Origin of the sequence: Paenibacillus sp. FSL R5-0744, from assembly GCF_037972555.1 — a bacterium.
GTDB lineage: Bacteria > Bacillota > Bacilli > Paenibacillales > Paenibacillaceae > Paenibacillus_AQ.
The window spans coordinates 4,362,297-4,379,669 of sequence record NZ_CP150228.1 but is presented as its reverse complement, the minus strand read 5'-3'; the positions used below and the strand labels follow the sequence as shown (position 1 = coordinate 4,379,669).

Genomic DNA, 17,373 nt, shown 5'->3' with positions numbered 1-17,373 from the left:
TGACAGATTAAGGCTGGGAAGAAGGAGGATGGCTATGAATGACTACCTTGCGGGATTGACAACAGAGGCTGTGAATCCAGACACATTAATGATTGATGAATGTACTACGGAAGAAATGATCCAGTTAATGAATCAACAAGATGCACTGGTCCCCAGAGCTATAGCTGAGGAGATTCCGCAGATTGCAAAGGCGGTAGATATTCTACATCATAGGTTGTCTAATGGTGGAAGAATGTTTTACATAGGAGCTGGCTCATCAGGAAGATTAGGTGTTCTGGATGCTTCCGAATGTCCTCCTACCTTTGGTACAGATCCTTCCTTGGTGCAGGGCTATATTGCTGGTGGTGATATTGCTTTGCGTACTGCGGTTGAAGGCTGTGAAGACGATATGGATGAAGGGATCGCATTAATCGAAAGCATTGGTGTAACAAACAAAGATGTACTTATTGGGATTTCGGCAAGCGGTAGTGCAAACTACGTTATTGCAGCTTTAGCGAAAGCAAAGGAACTTGGAGCAGCCACTATCGGTGTTTGTAACAACAGAGGCTCAAAGTTCGAACCCATTGTAGATGTTTGTATAACACCTGTTGTAGGACCTGAGGTCATTAGCGGTTCGACTCGATTAAAGGCAGGAACTGCTCAGAAGTTGGTGCTTAATATGCTGACAACATGCACAATGGTCAAGTTAGGAAAAACGTACAACAACTTGATGGTTGATCTGAAGGCTAGTAATTTTAAGCTCGTAGATCGCTCGATTCGTATCATCATGAACACGACTGGTGTAGATACATCAACCGCCGCAGAAACACTTGAAAAAGCATCTATGAACTGTAAGCTGGCAATTATGATGATTAAATCGGGGTTAGATGCAAAAGAAGCAGAACAAGTACTTAACGCAAACGGAGGACGCTTGAAACAGGCAATCTCATCATTGGTTTAGGTGTGAAAAGTGGAATAACAGGATGGATGCTATTAATAATTGAGGAGGCTGTTTTCGATGAAAAAAAGATCACGTGGATTAACTCTGTTTTTGTCAGGAATCATGATGGTATCACTATTATCGGCTTGCGGAGGAAACGGAAATAACGCTCCAGCTTCTACAGATTCCGGTAACACAGGAACTAGTAACGGTGGTTCTGAGCCTAAAAAGGATACGATTACAGCACTTTTACCTCCGATATCAGCGAACTATCAAACACGTTTTGCTGATATGGAAAAAGAATTTAATACACTACATCCTAACTTGACTTTGAAAATCGAGCCAGCGAGCTGGGAAGATATGACGCAAAAACTTGATACTCAAGTAAATGCAGGTTCTCCTCCAGATATTGCTTTTATCGGTGCTTCGGGAATTTCGAAATATGCAGCACTTAATGTACTAATCGACCTTAACGGTGCCCTTTCTGATGAAGCCAAGGCAGATTATGACGAAGTTCCATTGAAATATTTCCAACTAGGTGACGCTCAATACGGCCTACCAGCGTATATGGAAATCCACACTATCGGTGGTAACAAACAATTCCTTGAAGAAGCCGGAATTGATTGGAAAAGCATTCAACAAAACGGTTGGACTTATGAAGAGTTCCGTAATGCAATTTCTAAAGGCGTAGTGAAAAATGATAAAGGTGAAACTACTCGTTATGGTTTCGTGTTCGCAACATCTGGTGTAGCATCTAAAGACTATCTAGCTATTCTTGCTAAAACTGCAGGTTTACCAGATTACTTCGATAAAGATCTTAAATATACGTATACAAGCAAAAACTTCTTGGGTCTACTTACATCTATTCGCGAAATGATCAACGATGGTTCTATGCCTAAAGAGCTAAGCTCTATCGATGCTGGTAAACGGTGGAACATGTTCCTAACGGGTCAAACGATGATCACAGGTAAAGGTTTATCTGCATTTGAAAACTCTGCTCGTCTAAACAATGAGAAGATTAAAGCGAACGATGGTTCAGCTGTTGCAGATTCTATTGAAGTTGATTATATTTCACTTCCAGTCCCAACATTCAACGGTGCCGATTATGTCCCTACTTCAATCGTTGATGGTTATATCGCACTTCGTGGTAAAAAAGCTCCATCTGAAGAGCACATCAAAAATATTGCCCTAGCAACGAATTTCTTGTCTTCTGGTTCAATTGCTGCTAACTACAGTAATGAGCTGTTCTTATCACCAATTACTGAATCTGCACGTAATGCAGAAGTACTTGAAAAATTCCCTCGTAACGAAGATAACGTTGCTGCAGGTAAAGCTATGATGGGAAAAGCGCTTCCGGCTCGTACAGATATTCCTACTGATCTGGCTGCTGAAGCATTAAAAATTGAAACAGAAGTTATTATTCCTAAACTACAAGCCTTACTTGCAAATGAGATAGCTCCACAAGAAATGTATGATGCAGTTAAAGCAGCTGCAATTAAATCTTTCGGTAAAGATGGTATTGTAGTTGACTAGTCTGTCTTAGGCTGACATGTGAAAGCTGTGCGTAGCTAGAACGTACAGCTTTCCTTCTAAATTAGCTAGAGCTTGTACTGTTTTTAGAAGAGAGGTGCGACCCAATGAATCAAACGTTGACTAAAAGAAAAAAGTTAAAACTCGAAAGTGACTCAGGTTGGGGATACGCGTTTATCGCAGTAGCACTTATTGCGTTTTCTTTATTTACCGCATATCCAGTCATCAATGCTTTTATTATCAGCTTACAAAAATATGGTCCATTAGGATCCACTTTTGTTGGCATGGATAACTTCGTTAACTCGTTTTCAGATGAACTTTTCTGGAAAGCACTGAAAAACACGTTAGTATATACGCTATTAACTGTTCCGTTTAATATTCTTCTATCATTTTTAATTTCAATTTTGATTATTCCTTTCAAGAAAAAAACACAAACGATCTTTAAAGCACTATATTACTTGCCAGCCGTAGCATCTGGTGTAGCGCTTTCTGTTGTGTGGCTGTGGATCTTCGATCCGTTAAAATCAGGTATTGCTAATAAGCTCGTGAGTTTTTTAGGTATTGAAAATCAAAACTGGCTTGGTTCCAGTGCAACTGCAATGTTCTCACTTGTGTTAATGTCATGGTTATCAAGTCATGGTACAGCAATTATTATTTATATAGCCGCATTACTCGCTATTGATAACAGCTATTATGAAGCAGCTGAAATTGACGGTGCGTCTTTCCTGCAAAAGCTTTGGTTTATCGTTGTCCCTTTCCTTAAGCCAACAACGCTATTCCTACTTGTTACTGGTGTTATCGGTTCCTTCCAAGTCTTCCAAAACGCTTATCTTATGACAGGCGGTGGACCAGACCATGCAACAACAATGGTAGGTTTGTTAATATTTAACAATGCGTTCACATATTTTGAGTTTGGTGAGGCAGCGGCACAATCATTAGTTCTAGCAGCGATTATCGGATTTATATCATTCCTTCAATTCAAGTTTTTAGGTAAAGATGTAGAATACTAGGAAAAGGAGCAGAATACTATGGGTTTGTACAACAACAGCTTAAGAAGCAAAGGGTATCTGTTCATACGTAATGGCGCAAACATTACGTTCCTTATCCTATTTGCCGCAGCTACCATATTCCCGATATACTTTATGGTCATCTCCTCGTTCGGTGATCCGGTAGAAGCTGGTGCAATGAGCTATTCTATCTTACCATCGAAGATTTCATTTGATTCCTATAAATTCTTCTTTAACTTCAGCCCACATACATGGGACTGGTTATTGAATTCATTTATAGTGGCAGCGTGTATTACGGTATCTAACGTATTTTTTGCTACACTCGCTGGATATGCTTTTGCAAAAATGAAATTTAAAGGAAAAAACATTTTGTTCGCTATTTTGCTGGGATCTATGATGATTCCTGTTCAAGTCACACAGGTTCCACTATATATTTTGATCGTAAATATTTTTGAATTACAAAATACGTACACGGCGTTGATTATGCCGAGCATAGTAACGGTATACAACATCTTCTTGGTTAAGCAGTTCATGTCCTCCATTCCAGTTGAAATTATTGAATCTGCTAAAATCGAAGGTTGTTCCCAGCCTAAAATCTTCTGGTATATCATTATGCCTTTATCTAAAACAATTATGGCAGTACTAGCAATCCTAACGTTCATGGCGGCATGGAATGACTTTTTCTGGCCGTTCCTAGTAACGAATACGATGGATATGCAAACCATTCAGGTCGGCTTGAAAAACTTTCGCTTTGCGAATACAACTTACTTTGCACCGATGATGGCGGGGGCAACCATTTCAGCAGTTCCAATGTTTATTTTGTTCTTCAGTTTACAAAAATACTTCCTTGAAGGGGTAACAGTTGGAGCGGTGAAAGGTTAATGGACAAACAATCAAAAGTTGATGCAACATACTTAGTTGGCTTAATGTCCGGTACATCAGTAGATGGTATTGATGCAGCAGTAGTTAAGCTTTTCCCATCAGCCGAAAAAGAGCATGGAGTAGAGATTGAATTACTGGCTTTTGAAAACACACCTTTTGAGATGCAAGTTAGAAACTCCATATTTGAGCTTTTTGATCCCGCTAGCGCTACGATTGATAAGGTTGGCGCAATGAATATGTGGCTTGGCGAATTATACGCCCAAGCCACATTATCCGTTATAGGGAAATGCGGCCTTTCGCCTTCGCAAATATTCGCAGTAGGATCGCATGGTCAAACAATCTATCATGCTCCGGATGAGAATGTTATGGGTGGTTATAATCTGCATTGTACCGTTCAGATTGGGGATGGTGCAGTTATCGCCAATCGCACAGGAATTCCTTGCGTATCAGACTTTCGAATTGCTGACATGGCAATGGGTGGACAAGGAGCTCCGTTAGTACCATTTACCGATTACTTATTGTTTAACAATCCAAAGAAAACACTTCTGATGCAAAATATTGGCGGAATAGGCAATGTGACTGTTTTGCCTGTAAATGCCTCACCGGATGAGGTATTTGCTTTTGATACGGGTCCTGGAAATATGATTATCGATGGCCTTGTATCGCAATTATTTGCACCAATGACAATGGATGTTAATGGCGAAATTGGTGCGGGCGGTCAAGTGATTGATGAGCTATTGAAATGGATGCAGCAGGATAAATATTATACGATGCCGTTACCAAAATCGACAGGCAGAGAACGGTTTGGCCAACAATACGTGGCACAAATTATTGAAATGATGAAGGTTAATCACTGGAAAGCAGAAGATGTTGTTGCAACAGCTACGTACTTAACTGCCTGGAGCATCGTCGATAGCTATGAACGGTATATTGCACCGCAGCACCAGGCTGAGCAATTGTTAATTGGCGGCGGTGGAAGCTATAACAAGACGCTTTTGCGTGATTTACAGCACTTATTTGCACCGCATAACGTGCAGGTGCTGACGCAGGAGGATATCGGTGGTAATAGTGATGCTAAGGAAGCGATTGCTTTTGCTCTGCTAGCGTATTACACGATGGAGCGCTTACCAAACAATATCCCGCTAGTAACTGGAGCTTCACAGCCAGTAGTAATGGGCAAAATTTCCTGGCCCTATATTGGACGTTCACAGGAGGCTTAAATGTTGCAAATCAGACCCTTTTCAATTGAAGATCACTCGGCAGTTGTAGAGCTTTGGAATCGTGAGGCTACAAAATATGATTATAAGCCATTTACAGAGCGAGAGTTTCAAGATACATTCATCGACCATCCTTATTTTGACGCTGACTGTATATGGGTAGGCTGTGACGAAAAAGGGATTGTTGGTTTTGCAGCTGGCTGCTGCGGTGACGATCTCCCTCTTGGAGATGTGGCCGGTTATATTACGAGTGTTATTATAGATACCCATGTGGCTTCTCTGGAGCTTTACGATGCTTTTCTATTGCGTTTAGAAAAAAGATTCCAAGAACTTGGGAAAAGACAAGCGGATGTATTGTTTTTCAACCCTGTTAAGCTGAAGTGGAGTATTCCAAGTGCACCTCAGCATGAGCATAATAATGCCCCGGGCATCAGTAAGGACCTGCCATTATATGAAGCTTTAATGGCTAGAGGCTACGAAGATCGTGCGACGCAATGCGGCATGTATTTAAAACTCGGAAGCTTTATTGTTCCAGAAGATATTTTAGATAAGGAAACCAATGCAAATAGCAAGGACTATTACATTACGTCCTATGTCCCTGATTTACATACAGGGCTTGAAGCAACGCTTGCTGCCCTGCAAAATCCGCAGTGGAAGAAGGATATTGTTACTTATGTGAAGGTTGACGCACCACTTGTAGTAGCTGTGTACGGCAACGAGGTTGTGGGCTTTGCAGGTCCAATTATTTCACAGTCTAATGGTAGAGCATTTTTTTGCGGTATCGGAGTACACCCAGAGCATGAGGGTCATGGCCTTGGCAGTGTATTATTTTTCAGAATGGTTGAAGCTTTTCAAAATGTGGGCTGTCAATATATCTCTCTATTCACTGGAAATAATAATCCGGCTCTTCGAATCTATCAAAAAGCGGGCTTTACTATTGAAAAACAATTTTCTATATTGCGGAGGGAACTTTAAAGATGAGCGAAAAATTCACAGTATTAGCAATTGGAGCGCATGTTGGTGATGTGGAACTAGCTTCTGGTGGTGTGCTCGCTAGTCATAGTTTAAAGGGAGATCGCATTGTGACACTAGCGTTAACTGCGGGTGAACGAGGGGTCCCGGCAGGACAGGATATGAAGGAATATCGTCAGCAAAAAGTGAAAGAGGCACAGGTTTTTGCGGATATGCTAGGCGGTGAAGCCATTGTATTCGATGATTATTGTGACGGAGAGTTGCCTGACAATCAAGAAATTCGTATGGAGGTTTGTGATGTAATTCGTCGCGTGAAGCCTAACATTATTATTACACACTGGAAAAACAGTATGCATAAGGACCATGCGCTAACGCATCATATCGTAAATGATGCCCGTTTCTTCGCAAGTCTATCATCCTTTGAACGAGCGCTCCCCGCGCACTTTGCAGCAAGATTATATTACTCCGAAAACTGGGAGGATGCGGTTGATTATGTCCCTTACGTATATGTGGATTTCGATCAAGCGGCATTTGATCTATGGATAGATGCTTTAAGCAAGCATTGGTTTGTGACGAATAGCAAATCTTTCAAATACATGGATTACTATAAAGCACTAGCAGTTGTTCGCGGCTGTGAAGCAAGAAAGACATATGCAGAAGCATTTATGGTGCCTGCTGAAACGGTGAAGGTTAGGCAGTCTAGTCTTTGGTAACTATTCAATTAGCTAAGAGGGAGTGTTTCTATGTATAGCAGGAAACATTCCCTTGTTCTATTCATTTATGCGAAAAAGCAGCTAGGAGGCAGCTTCATATGGTGTTAAATGGGATTGATTCTATAACGAATTATCGTTATTTGTTCGAAGGTAAGCGCGTAGGATTGATTACAGCGCCGACAGGTCTTACGAAGGATTTTGCATCAACGATTACTATACTACATGAAAATTTTAATCTTGCTGCGATGTTTTCACCTGAGCATGGCGTTCGCGGAGATTTGGATGCAGGGGCAGTAGTAGACACTTACATGGATCCTTTTACGAATGTTCCAGTCTATAGCTTGTACCGTAAAGACTCCAAGCGTTTAACAAAAGAAATGCTGAATGAAGTAGACATCATTGTATACGATATTCAAGATGTTGGTGTACGCTATTACACATTTATTTATACGATGCTGTATGCACTTGAAGATTGTGCAAATGCAGGTGTAGAATTTGTTGTTCTTGATCGTGTTAATCCGCTTAACGGGGTAACGGTAGAAGGGAATGTCTTGAAGCCCGGCTTCAAATCATTTGTTGGAAATTACGAGCTAGCCGTGCGATACGGCTTAACAGCAGGTGAGGTAGCAACGATGGCAAATGATCAAATGAATTGGAATGCATCGCTGCATGTCGTTCGTTTGGAAGGCTGGGAACGGAGCATGTCCTTCCCGGATACAGGACTAACTTGGGTTCATCCTTCACTTGGAATGCCACGATATGAAACAGCTTTATTATATACAGGAACATGTCTATTTGAGGGCACGAACTGCTCGGAAGGACGAGGCACAACGTTCCCGTTTGAAATGATTGGTGCTCCGTTCATTCAAGCGCAGCAATTGGCAGATGAGATGAATGCAAAAGGTATCCCGGGTGTGCTTTTTCGTCCAGTTCATTTCAAGCCAACGTCATCTAAACATTGTGGCGAGCTATGCGGCGGGGTACAAATTTACATTACAGATCTCCAAGTGCTGAGGCCTTTAGAAGTTGGGGTAACCTTATTATTTACGATAAGAGATTTGTACGAGCAATTTTCATTCCTGCCTCCTGTGAAGGAGGGCTCTCGTCCATTTATCGATTTGCTGGGGGGAGACAACATGTATCGTACGGAAAATATGCAAGCCAAGCAGCTGCTTGAACAGTTTGCAGCGGAAAGCAAGCAGTTTGCAGAAATAACACAGCAGTATCATTTATATCGCTAGAGGAAGGTGAATAATTGATGAGAACAATAGAACATATGAGCTTGCGCGAAAAGATTGGACAAATGTTCGTAACAGGCTTCCCTTCAACCGAGATCACTCCTGAGCTGAAGGAAGTTATTGAGCATTATAAAGTCGGCAATATTATTTTATTCTCACATAATATCGACAATAAATATCAATTAGGCGAGCTTGTTACTGAGCTGCAGCAATGGTACACGACACATACTGGTATCCCGGGTTTTATTACGATCGACCAAGAAGGCGGTCGAGTCACTCGTATGCCTAAAGACGCGACCAATGTTGCTGGAGCCATGGCAATTGCTTCTTCAGGACGACCTGAAAATGCGTATGCAGCAGGCAGAATGACTGCCAGAGAATTGAAAGCATTAGGTATTAATTTTAATCTAGCTCCAGTTATGGACGTTAACAATAATGCATTGAATCCAGTCATAAATGTTCGTTCCTATGGTGATTCTGTTGCAACAGTATCCCAGTATGGAATTCAAATGATGAAGGGATTGCTCGATGGAGGCGTCATGTCCTCACTTAAGCATTTTCCAGGTCATGGTGATACAAATGTCGATTCACATATTGGCTTGCCTACCATTGAAAAAACACTTGAGGAATTAGAGCAGCTTGAGCTGCTGCCGTTTAAGGCCGCAATTGAGCAAGGCGCTCAAGCGATTATGAGTGCACATATTTTATTTCCGAAAATTGAAAAATCCGATGTGCCCGGAACTATGTCTCATACCATTATTACAGAGATATTAAAAGGAAAATTAGGATATAAAGGGTTAGTTGTATCGGATTGTTTAGAAATGGACGCGATCAAACGATACTATGGTACGGCAAAAGGAGCGTTAGGAGCTGTTAAAGCAGGTATTGATTTGGTATTCATTAGTCATACTCCTGAGACAGTGAAGGAAGCGATTCATTTGATCGAAGAAGCTGTAGCCACCGGTGATTTGGATGAAGCGCTAATTGATGCAGCTGTTACAAAAATTTTAGCTTATAAAGCACAATATGCGACGATTGAGGAGCTAGATTATGAACTAGTTGGCTGCGATGTACATCGCCGAGCAAATGAGCTAATGCGTACGGAAACGATCTGCCTCATTAAAGGTGAGCTCCAGCCCATTCATACCGGTGACGAGCAAGTGTTATTTATGGGTTCCTATTCATACCGCACCGATCTTGCGTCCAGCAGCTTGAATCAAGCTCTTAGCTTTCCGCAATATATGGGGGAGCATTTTAATACAGCTTATGAGATTATCGACATTGACCCGAGCGAGGAGCAAATCAACGCTGCGCAGCCAAAGGTACAAGGCTACAAGCATATTGTTATCGGCTTGTTCAATGCGCGTGAAAACAAAGGTCAGCTTGCGCTTGTTCAGAAGCTGCTGGCAGCAGGCTGCAAAGTAACGGCCATTACATTAGGTCGCCCGTATGATTTACCGTTAATCGAAGGCGAGTTCTGCGGAATTGCGGCATTTGAGTATACACTTGATGCATTCAAATCACTCCTTCCAATCCTAAATGGTGAGGTTGTACCCACCGCCAAGATTACGATTCAGATGTAGACAAGCATAAACGCCTTCGGCGTCCTTTCAAGGACGGCAAACGTTTGTGCGAGAAATATAAGGATAATATATCGCGTGAAACATATAAATTCTTATCTTTGAAAAAAGTACAACAAGGGGACATAGGTATGGCATTTATCGTTGGAATTGATGGGGGTGGCACGAAAACAGCTGTCACCATTACGCATGACCAGGAAGACTCTTTATTCACCTTTACTGTAGGGCCTATTAATTATAACGGTGGTGATGCTGATGCTATTGCCGCCTCCTTTGAGGAAATTTTTAGTCAAACGAGGCTCTACTGCGGTAATTTACAAGAAGTTGCTCATATATGTATAGGTGCGGCAGGAATAAGTAATCCGCTGGTCATCAATTTTTTGGAGCAGCATGTGAGAAATAACGGTTATATCGGGCCATTAACGATTACAGGCGATCAAGAAACCGCATTATACGGGGCACAAAATGCGATGCAAGGCATCATTCTCATTGCCGGTACAGGATCGATTTGCTTTGGGGTCAATGAAAAAGGAGAGCAGCATCGCACAGGAGGCTTTGGTCATCTGATTGATGACGAGGGAAGCGGTTATAGCATTGGGCGCGATCTATTATCCGTATTAGTTCAAGTGGAGGACGGAAGAATAACCGATACGGTCATCCCAGCGATGGTATATGAGCACCTTGGATTAAGCACTGTGAAAGAGATTATTGGCTTTGTTTATGATAAAAATACGACGAAAAAAGATATTGCGCAGCTCGCACCGATTATGACGACCGCATGCGAGAAGGGCGATGCACATGCAATAGCGTTAGCGGAGAAATGTGCAGCCAATCTATATGAACTTGTTGTGCCTGTTATTGAACGGCTTAAGCTATATGAAATTCCGATTGCGATTGCAGGAAGTGTGCTGCAAAAGTCTCGCTTTGTGAAAGAAGCCTTGGAGCGAAAGCTCGCACAGAGCTACCCGCAAACAAAGCTGATTTTGCCGATTAAGGATGCAGCCTACGGTGCTGTCCTGTTAGGAAGATCAAAAATGAACAACGACTAGTTTTTGTCGCTTTGGAAAAATAAGGGTGTGTCATAAGTCCGAGCAGTTGGACTTGCGACACACCCTTATTTTAAAATGGTAGGAATCAAAAATGGCTTAAAATTTATCGGTCAAATAAAACACGGCTTGTTGTTTCGGAAATAGAGCTTGAAGGATGTTAGCGTGCTCAGTACTGTCCTTTGCTGCGCCTGCTTTATTATAGCCGAACATGATATAAGTCATTAGCTCACGTTCATCTACTTCTATTGAAGTATAGGGATTGGTATGATTACTAGTATCGGAAACAGAAAGCCGCTTTTGCTTATAATCCAAGTAAATACAGTCCTCATTGCTGCGAAGTGCAATATGCAGTTCCTGGTCTGCAATTATGTTGCTACGGTTTAGGCGATCTTCTAATTCAGGCTGAAGCTTATGGAAAGTTGAACTGAGATTGATCATTTTCCACATCGCCATATTGATTTGAATTGAATTTGCTTGATGCTGTTGGTAATAGGAATATAGCTTATGGTCCTCTGGGAGCATCGCTAATATTTGCTTTGCATTTTGGCGCAGCTGACATAAGGCATGAAACAAAGCTTCAACGCCGTTTTCGGCTTCGTTCAAATACAATAATTCATTAATAAATACTTGTTCAGTATCTTTCTTTTCAATGATGCCATAAGCGACGATTTTTCCATTTCTGCGAAGGAGCAAGCAGTCAACTTTCTTCCATTCCGGCCAGGTCAATAAATCATTCCAATACGTTTTACTTCGGATCACGGTGTAGGTACGATTCTTATTAAATTGTTCATAGATGAAACGGATATCATCAAGATAACAGGCCTCAAAAGGAATGATTTCATCACTGCTTTGCTGCTGCTCCAAACTTGCTGGTTTTTCAATTGCGAAAGCAGTCTCGGGAATAAGTCTCCAGCCAGCTTTTTCATAAAACGCATGCTTACTAGCCAAAAGCAAGCTTATATCATAATCGGTTTCTTTCATATAGTTGGTCTGCGCATGAAGAATTTTGTGTGCAAGCCCCAGCCCGCGGTAATTTAGATCTGTACCGACACTCCCCATTGCACCGGTTTTCAAGATCGCTTGACCGACTCTGATATGAAACGGAAAAATTTGTACATTAGATGCAATCTTATCGTCAACCATCGCAAACCATGTTGTATCTGGATCATATGTGGTGTCTAGGTCTAATCTTTCTTGGAAAAAAGCTCGGCCTACGGAAAAGCATTCATCTAAAATATCGTAAATCTTTTCAAGCTGCTCTCTAGTTGGATGGTTCATTACGATGATGTTTGGTGTCGTCGTCATCTTTCATTTCCTCCTGCGACGTAATGTTGGGATAAATTTAATAAATGAAAAAAACGATTTTTTGGAATTTAATTTCTTATTTACAGTTTAATATTGAAATAAAAATTCGTCAATAATGGAACGTGTGGAATCGTAGAAGTGATACAAAGTTTAGATTACTCAATATAGTCTAAATGAGGATTAGGAAAATAGCGACTTCGGCTGAGCAATTACAAGCACAAAACGCACAAATGAAGGCGCAGCTTAAAAAGAAGAATGATAAACCGTTCAAGAACTTTTTGCGAAAAATCGGAAATATTTTCATACCAATGATTCCTGCATTTGTTGGAGCGGGTTTAATTGCGGGGAAGTATGATTTCGCAAATTGAGCTAGACTTAAATGAATTGCCAGAATCAGAGAAAAAAGTAGTGGAGTACATTCTTGCAAATGCTAAAGAAGTGCTGCATATGACCATACATGAGTTAGCGACAAAAGCGGAGGCAAGTAGTGCGGCGGTTGTTCGTTTTTGTCGGTCGCTTGGAATAGAGGGCTTTCCAGCGCTGAAAATCCGTTTATCAGCGGAAGTAGAAAATACGCAGTATGTTGGCTACTTTGATGTTGAATCGAATGAAACGGTGCATTCTATCATTGATAAAATGTTGTCAAATACAATACTGACCTTTCAGAATAGGGCCAGCATGATTTTACGGTGGAGCAGCTAGCGAAGACAAGAAAAATGATTGAAATTTTGAATGATTAAATTGCGATAAGAAGCTTCTACCAGAGTATGGTGGAAGTTTTTTTATTGTAAAGTGCTTTAAGCAGATCGAATAGACATTTTGAATGGAGGAGATTTTCTGGAAGCTAAAGTAATAACACTTATTTGAAAGAAAAGACGAAATTCAAAGCAAGAAGAATGAGAATGTTATTTTATTGCAGATTTATCCTGCGAGGCCCGATTTTAATCCTCAGCTGGATAGTTTTACACATATTCTTTGTTATGAAGCGAGTAAACCAGCTGATATTCCGTTAGATATGATAAGTCATGCTGTCGCTGAGAGTAAGTATGTTACTTACCTGATTTTGAACAGACGTATCCCTTGTGTCGTAATTTTCTTTTTTTAGGGGGAGTTCAACTTTCTTACCCCGCCAACGGCAACGAGATTTGCTCCACTTGAATCTCTTGAAGCTTTTTGAGGGTCGTCACATGATTTGGAGGCAGGATTGTGGCTCGCAAGTGCTCAATCATCCGCTCAATTAATCGAAACGCATTCCGCAAGATAAACCACTTCTCCACGCGCTTTGTTGTACGAACCGTTACTTTTTTATACTTCATAACGGAAGTTAGTTGATTCGATTTTTGTGCAAACGCTAGTTCCACTTGCTTACGGAGATTCAGCATGTGCTCTTGTAGCATACTGCCCTGTGAAACAGGTCCGTAGAAAAACGGGTTTTCCTTGAAGGAATAGCCAAACTGCTTCTCACAAGGCCTTGTAGCGGACAGACAGCGCATTTGTCATCGTCTCCGCGAAAACAAGAGGTATATGTTTTTTTATCGAATCCGTCGAAAACAAGGGCATGTCCTTGCTCACATTCCGGTTTTCCTTCATGGGAACAGAGTTCAGGAAATATCGTGTTTTCTGATTTCCGTTACGACCGCTACATCATGCTTAAGGCGCGCTTCTTTTTGATCATCGGGATCGAAATAACCCAAATCGGCCACCAGATAATCGACCTTGAGTCCTTCGATTTTCTTCATTATTTCAATTGGCGGCAGCATTAATTTGACATCCGCCGTATCATTGGGCGGGATGACCGATCCTTTCGGGCTGGGGCAAACAATGGAATGCTTGCGATAACCAATGAAAAACTTGTTCTGGTTCGCCTTCGCTCGTTGAACGCCGCAGATGGCGTCGTGATCGGAATACGTCTTCTCGCAAAGTCTGCAGCTCAAACTGTAAGTCCATGAAAATGCATCTCGCGTATGGTTTGATGTTGGTAGGGGTACCTTCATTTTACCGTTCCTCGTAAAGGTGCATTTTTTTAATACAACTTTATGAGCTTTTTGAACAGGCTCTTTCAAGATACAGTGTTTTTCATTTCAATGATTTAAAGATTAATTCTCCAAGTTATTGGAGCTATTTTTGCACATAAATCAATTGATTTAATTCAATTGAATTAATCAAATGAATGAATTATACTTGCAATGTAACAGGTTCATTCATGACATCTATTGGAGGGGGGCCATTCGCATGTATACGGTTGGATGATGACAAAAGGCAACGATCAGTAATGAACTCTGGAAAGAAATAAACGTTAGGAGGAGAAAGAGGTATGAACAATCAAGATACTAGAATCCCTACCTACTCACTTGCGGAAAGAGATCGTAGATGGAACATTGCAAATCAGCTAATGGAAGAAGAGCATGTGGATGTATTGATTGTGTATGGAGATCGAGAAGGTGCGTTCCCTGCTGTATTTAACCCGGACACCTACTTTACGAATGAGCGTCCAGGTTCTATTGTCATTTTCCCTAAGAATGAAGAGCCGATCTCTGTTGTCTTTTTAGCCACTGCTGTGGAAGATCATATTCAAGCTGGATATACGAATACGCAAGGCTGGATACGCCCGGAAAATATGTATGTCGGAAAAATGGGTGCGCACATTGTCAAGATTATGGAAGAGAGAGGACTTACCAATAAAGCATTTGGTGTGATTGGCTTAGAGCCTTATCCTCCCTATTACTTTGATGGAGCCATGCCCTATAATACTTGGCAAACGATCCTAAAAGGATTACCGAATGGGACCTTTAAGCCTGTGGGACACAAATTTTTCGCACTGTCTTCTGTGAAAAGTCAGGAGGAGATCGCGGTATTAAAATGGTCAGCGAACGTTGGGGAAAAAATGTGCCAGGCGATGCTTGAGGCAACGAAGCCAGGCGTGAGAGAAAATGAGATCTATGCGGCAGCGATGAATGCTTGTGCGACCCATGTCGGGTTCACGACAACGATATTAATGGGATCAGGACCAGAGTTCGTAGGATGGGGATTGCCCGCATGGACATATCGACCAGAGGAGCCGCGCGTGATCCAAGAAGGAGATATTATTTTGGCCGAGGTATTTTCATCATTCGGAATGCTAGAGACGCAGCATCAGCCTTCAATCGCTGTAGGAGCTGTGCATCCGGATTTTGAGCGGGCGGCAGCGGCAGCGAGACAATCGTATGAGAACGGAGTAAAAGAGCTGCGGCATGGGGCTACTTTCGGAGACGTGGTTAAAGCGATGAATGAGCCGATGCGTGAAGCAGGAGGTTGGCACGTTCATCCGCTTATTCATTCCATTAGTCCATTTGGTCTTATTGGGGTTGGCGATGAGATTGCACGGTTGCCTGAGGCGAGAGAGTACGGGAAAGTGCTGCCGATCCCATCCATAGGGTTAGAGACCGAACTCAAGACAGGAATGGTGTTTGCATTTGAGCCGAATTGTGCGATTGGTAAGAAGGTCATTAATCTTGGCGGAACGGTGATCGTGGGTGAAGCTGGGGGGATTGAACTAAATAAAAATTCTACTCAGCTGATGAGGGCAACTTGGTAAAATAGCAAAAGGGTACGTATAGAAGAATGTTTATGTCTTCGTTACGTACCCTCTTTTTAATGAGAATAGCCGCTGCATGTACGAATCGACATTTCGCCAAGCTCCTTGGCGATCAAAGCAATGTGTACTTCATCCAAGTCTTGAATCCCTTGGCGTCTCAAATAGGTTTCCTTCGCCACAGAGAACGCAACCGATTGTCCAACAATTGCATGTGCGATTAATATCGTTTTTGGATCTTTTGCGTCTAGATCCATTAATTTACTCACCAAGACGGCAATCATCTGATGTAGTGGCTGGAAGAATTGTTCATACAAAATGTCATAAGCCTCTGTAGGCTGCATCTGCTCTCTTGCGATAAATACACTTCTTGCATTGGCTTCATGATTACCAATCATCGTCTTGGAAAATTGCGTCATGACTTTTTTAAGAGCTTCTGCGGCTTCTTCTTTTGACCGTTTCTCAATCTCTTCTGTCTCAATTAAAGCCTGCTTCAAAAAATCATCTTGAACGGCTGCTGTCAAGCGACGGGCAACCGCTAAGTACAATCCTTTTTTTCCACCGAAATAATACGGAATAGCCGATTGGTTCACACCAGCTTCATCTGCAAGGGTCCGCGTACGTACGCCTTCATAGCCATTTAATCCAAAGATCCGCAGCCCTGCTTCTAATAAACGAGTTTGGGTGGAGTCTTCATTTCCTTTATTCATATCGTTGCTTAGGTTTGTATTCAATGTCCATTCCTCCATACTGTTGAGTATAATTAATTCAAATGAATTAATCAAACTAACTTCCTTTATGAAGTGACGGATTGTACCGAGCAGCACGGCACATATCCTTCCTCTCCATGACCAACAACGAAAAAAGAAGAAATATTGTGCCGCTCTAGAAGAAAAAGAGTGAATAGCAGTCTTCAAGCTACTCTATCTGGTCCTTTATCGCTGAACCCATGTCTGCGCAAATCATAGCGAAGAATATGATAGTGTTGCTGCAAATAAGGAACAATCAAATCCCAAGAACGTAAATTCATACCCGCTCCGTGGATAATCAGGATAGCGTCTATTTGTTGGTTAAGAGAGTTAGAGTGAAGATATTCATAATAAATGTTCATACCATTTCGATCAATATAAGGCATATGCTGTTCAGTTTCCTCTCTTCATTAAATCGTGAGATTAATCGCATTCAGCACCGAGTGTCACTTTAGCGTCCATAGGAATCACTCGACAAGCGTTGGATAATGTTTATTTATTATCCACACAAGTCATCCAAATTGCAGAATATTTAAAGTAAGTGTCCGAAATCCTATCCTTTACCTACACAGAATTTCAAACAGATGTACTTGCCATAATTCAGTTGTCAGATGAGTAGCTCTGCGTAGTAAAAAAACTGG

17 protein-coding genes and 1 pseudogene are annotated in these 17,373 nt (G+C 41.6%); 13 read left to right on the top strand and 5 right to left on the bottom strand.

Annotated elements, in window-relative coordinates; genetic code table 11:
• The first annotated feature begins 34 nt into the window (after nt 1–34).
• The 10 genes from murQ (at nt 35) to MKY19_RS19325 (ending at nt 11,107) form a co-directional block, all read left to right on the top strand.
• Nucleotides 35–940, top strand: a complete 906-nt coding sequence (gene murQ, locus MKY19_RS19370; RefSeq protein ID WP_042189612.1) for an N-acetylmuramic acid 6-phosphate etherase — start codon at nt 35–37, stop codon at nt 938–940.
• Between the two features lie 57 nt (nt 941–997).
• Nucleotides 998–2,452, top strand: coding sequence for an extracellular solute-binding protein (locus MKY19_RS19365; RefSeq protein WP_339796984.1), 1,455 nt, complete (start codon nt 998–1,000; stop codon nt 2,450–2,452).
• A gap of 104 nt (nt 2,453–2,556) precedes the next feature.
• On the top strand, nt 2,557–3,459 hold the full coding sequence (locus tag MKY19_RS19360; protein WP_042189608.1) for a sugar ABC transporter permease: 903 nt from the start codon (nt 2,557–2,559) through the stop codon (nt 3,457–3,459).
• A gap of 18 nt (nt 3,460–3,477) precedes the next feature.
• Nucleotides 3,478–4,338 carry a carbohydrate ABC transporter permease gene (locus tag MKY19_RS19355; protein WP_042129105.1) on the top strand — a complete coding sequence of 287 codons (861 nt, stop codon included), beginning with the start codon at nt 3,478–3,480 and terminating at the stop codon, nt 4,336–4,338.
• Nucleotides 4,338–5,558 (top strand): anhydro-N-acetylmuramic acid kinase, encoded by a 1,221-nt coding sequence (locus tag MKY19_RS19350; protein ID WP_339796980.1) that lies wholly within the window; start codon nt 4,338–4,340, stop codon nt 5,556–5,558. The genes MKY19_RS19355 and MKY19_RS19350 overlap by 1 nt, the downstream gene beginning before the upstream one ends.
• Nucleotides 5,559–6,530 (top strand): GNAT family N-acetyltransferase, encoded by a 972-nt coding sequence (locus tag MKY19_RS19345; protein WP_339265779.1) that lies wholly within the window; start codon nt 5,559–5,561, stop codon nt 6,528–6,530.
• 2 nt (nt 6,531–6,532) lie between these two features.
• Nucleotides 6,533–7,240, top strand: coding sequence for a PIG-L family deacetylase (locus MKY19_RS19340; RefSeq protein WP_076106428.1), 708 nt, complete (start codon nt 6,533–6,535; stop codon nt 7,238–7,240).
• Nucleotides 7,241–7,338: 98 nt separating this feature from the next.
• The gene (locus MKY19_RS19335) at nt 7,339–8,481 is read left to right on the top strand and encodes a DUF1343 domain-containing protein (RefSeq protein WP_076141025.1); all 1,143 of its coding nucleotides are present in this window, start codon (nt 7,339–7,341) and stop codon (nt 8,479–8,481) included.
• 17 nt (nt 8,482–8,498) lie between these two features.
• On the top strand, nt 8,499–10,061 hold the full coding sequence (locus tag MKY19_RS19330) for a glycoside hydrolase family 3 protein (RefSeq protein ID WP_339796975.1): 1,563 nt from the start codon (nt 8,499–8,501) through the stop codon (nt 10,059–10,061).
• Nucleotides 10,062–10,189: 128 nt separating this feature from the next.
• Nucleotides 10,190–11,107 carry a BadF/BadG/BcrA/BcrD ATPase family protein gene (locus MKY19_RS19325; RefSeq protein ID WP_339796972.1) on the top strand — a complete coding sequence of 306 codons (918 nt, stop codon included), beginning with the start codon at nt 10,190–10,192 and terminating at the stop codon, nt 11,105–11,107.
• A 96-nt stretch (nt 11,108–11,203) separates the two neighbouring features.
• Here the strand turns inward: MKY19_RS19325 and MKY19_RS19320 are convergent, their stop codons facing one another.
• Nucleotides 11,204–12,412 carry a GNAT family N-acetyltransferase gene (locus MKY19_RS19320; RefSeq protein ID WP_339796969.1) on the bottom strand — a complete coding sequence of 403 codons (1,209 nt, stop codon included), beginning with the start codon at nt 12,410–12,412 and terminating at the stop codon, nt 11,204–11,206.
• 227 nt (nt 12,413–12,639) lie between these two features.
• On the opposite strand from MKY19_RS19320, the pseudogene MKY19_RS19315 reads away from it, so the two are divergent.
• Both MKY19_RS19315 and MKY19_RS19310 read left to right on the top strand, forming a co-directional pair.
• Nucleotides 12,640–12,774: pseudogene (locus MKY19_RS19315) on the top strand (PTS sugar transporter subunit IIC); the annotation flags it as partial.
• 22 nt (nt 12,775–12,796) lie between these two features.
• Nucleotides 12,797–13,114 carry a hypothetical protein gene (locus tag MKY19_RS19310; protein ID WP_339796965.1) on the top strand — a complete coding sequence of 106 codons (318 nt, stop codon included), beginning with the start codon at nt 12,797–12,799 and terminating at the stop codon, nt 13,112–13,114.
• Nucleotides 13,115–13,533: 419 nt separating this feature from the next.
• Here MKY19_RS19310 and MKY19_RS19305 read toward each other — a convergent pair whose 3' ends face one another.
• Together MKY19_RS19305 and MKY19_RS19300 are read right to left on the bottom strand one after the other, a co-directional pair.
• The gene (locus MKY19_RS19305) at nt 13,534–13,905 is read right to left on the bottom strand and encodes a hypothetical protein (protein WP_339796962.1); all 372 of its coding nucleotides are present in this window, start codon (nt 13,903–13,905) and stop codon (nt 13,534–13,536) included.
• A 108-nt stretch (nt 13,906–14,013) separates the two neighbouring features.
• Nucleotides 14,014–14,475 carry a transposase gene (locus MKY19_RS19300; protein ID WP_339796959.1) on the bottom strand — a complete coding sequence of 154 codons (462 nt, stop codon included), beginning with the start codon at nt 14,473–14,475 and terminating at the stop codon, nt 14,014–14,016.
• Nucleotides 14,476–14,726: 251 nt separating this feature from the next.
• On the opposite strand from MKY19_RS19300, the gene MKY19_RS19295 reads away from it, so the two are divergent.
• Nucleotides 14,727–15,986 carry a M24 family metallopeptidase gene (locus MKY19_RS19295; RefSeq protein WP_042189577.1) on the top strand — a complete coding sequence of 420 codons (1,260 nt, stop codon included), beginning with the start codon at nt 14,727–14,729 and terminating at the stop codon, nt 15,984–15,986.
• Between the two features lie 56 nt (nt 15,987–16,042).
• Here MKY19_RS19295 and MKY19_RS19290 read toward each other — a convergent pair whose 3' ends face one another.
• Together MKY19_RS19290 and MKY19_RS19285 are read right to left on the bottom strand one after the other, a co-directional pair.
• On the bottom strand, nt 16,043–16,717 hold the full coding sequence (locus MKY19_RS19290; protein WP_339265764.1) for a CerR family C-terminal domain-containing protein: 675 nt from the start codon (nt 16,715–16,717) through the stop codon (nt 16,043–16,045).
• Nucleotides 16,718–16,896: 179 nt separating this feature from the next.
• A complete protein-coding gene (locus MKY19_RS19285) occupies nt 16,897–17,118 on the bottom strand; it encodes an alpha/beta fold hydrolase (protein WP_339796956.1) in 222 nt (73 codons plus the stop codon).
• Nucleotides 17,119–17,373: the final 255 nt, after the last annotated feature.

Coding starts and splice junctions, on each gene's coding strand:
- murQ (WP_042189612.1), top strand. CDS start 35: ATGAATGACTACCTTGCGGGATTGACAACAGAGGCTGTGAATCCAGAC.
- MKY19_RS19365 (WP_339796984.1), top strand. CDS start 998: ATGAAAAAAAGATCACGTGGATTAACTCTGTTTTTGTCAGGAATCATG.
- MKY19_RS19360 (WP_042189608.1), top strand. CDS start 2,557: ATGAATCAAACGTTGACTAAAAGAAAAAAGTTAAAACTCGAAAGTGAC.
- MKY19_RS19355 (WP_042129105.1), top strand. CDS start 3,478: ATGGGTTTGTACAACAACAGCTTAAGAAGCAAAGGGTATCTGTTCATA.
- MKY19_RS19350 (WP_339796980.1), top strand. CDS start 4,338: ATGGACAAACAATCAAAAGTTGATGCAACATACTTAGTTGGCTTAATG.
- MKY19_RS19345 (WP_339265779.1), top strand. CDS start 5,559: ATGTTGCAAATCAGACCCTTTTCAATTGAAGATCACTCGGCAGTTGTA.
- MKY19_RS19340 (WP_076106428.1), top strand. CDS start 6,533: ATGAGCGAAAAATTCACAGTATTAGCAATTGGAGCGCATGTTGGTGAT.
- MKY19_RS19335 (WP_076141025.1), top strand. CDS start 7,339: ATGGTGTTAAATGGGATTGATTCTATAACGAATTATCGTTATTTGTTC.
- MKY19_RS19330 (WP_339796975.1), top strand. CDS start 8,499: ATGAGAACAATAGAACATATGAGCTTGCGCGAAAAGATTGGACAAATG.
- MKY19_RS19325 (WP_339796972.1), top strand. CDS start 10,190: ATGGCATTTATCGTTGGAATTGATGGGGGTGGCACGAAAACAGCTGTC.
- MKY19_RS19320 (WP_339796969.1), bottom strand. CDS start 12,412: ATGACGACGACACCAAACATCATCGTAATGAACCATCCAACTAGAGAG.
- MKY19_RS19305 (WP_339796962.1), bottom strand. CDS start 13,905: ATGCGCTGTCTGTCCGCTACAAGGCCTTGTGAGAAGCAGTTTGGCTAT.
- MKY19_RS19295 (WP_042189577.1), top strand. CDS start 14,727: ATGAACAATCAAGATACTAGAATCCCTACCTACTCACTTGCGGAAAGA.
- MKY19_RS19285 (WP_339796956.1), bottom strand. CDS start 17,118: ATGCCTTATATTGATCGAAATGGTATGAACATTTATTATGAATATCTT.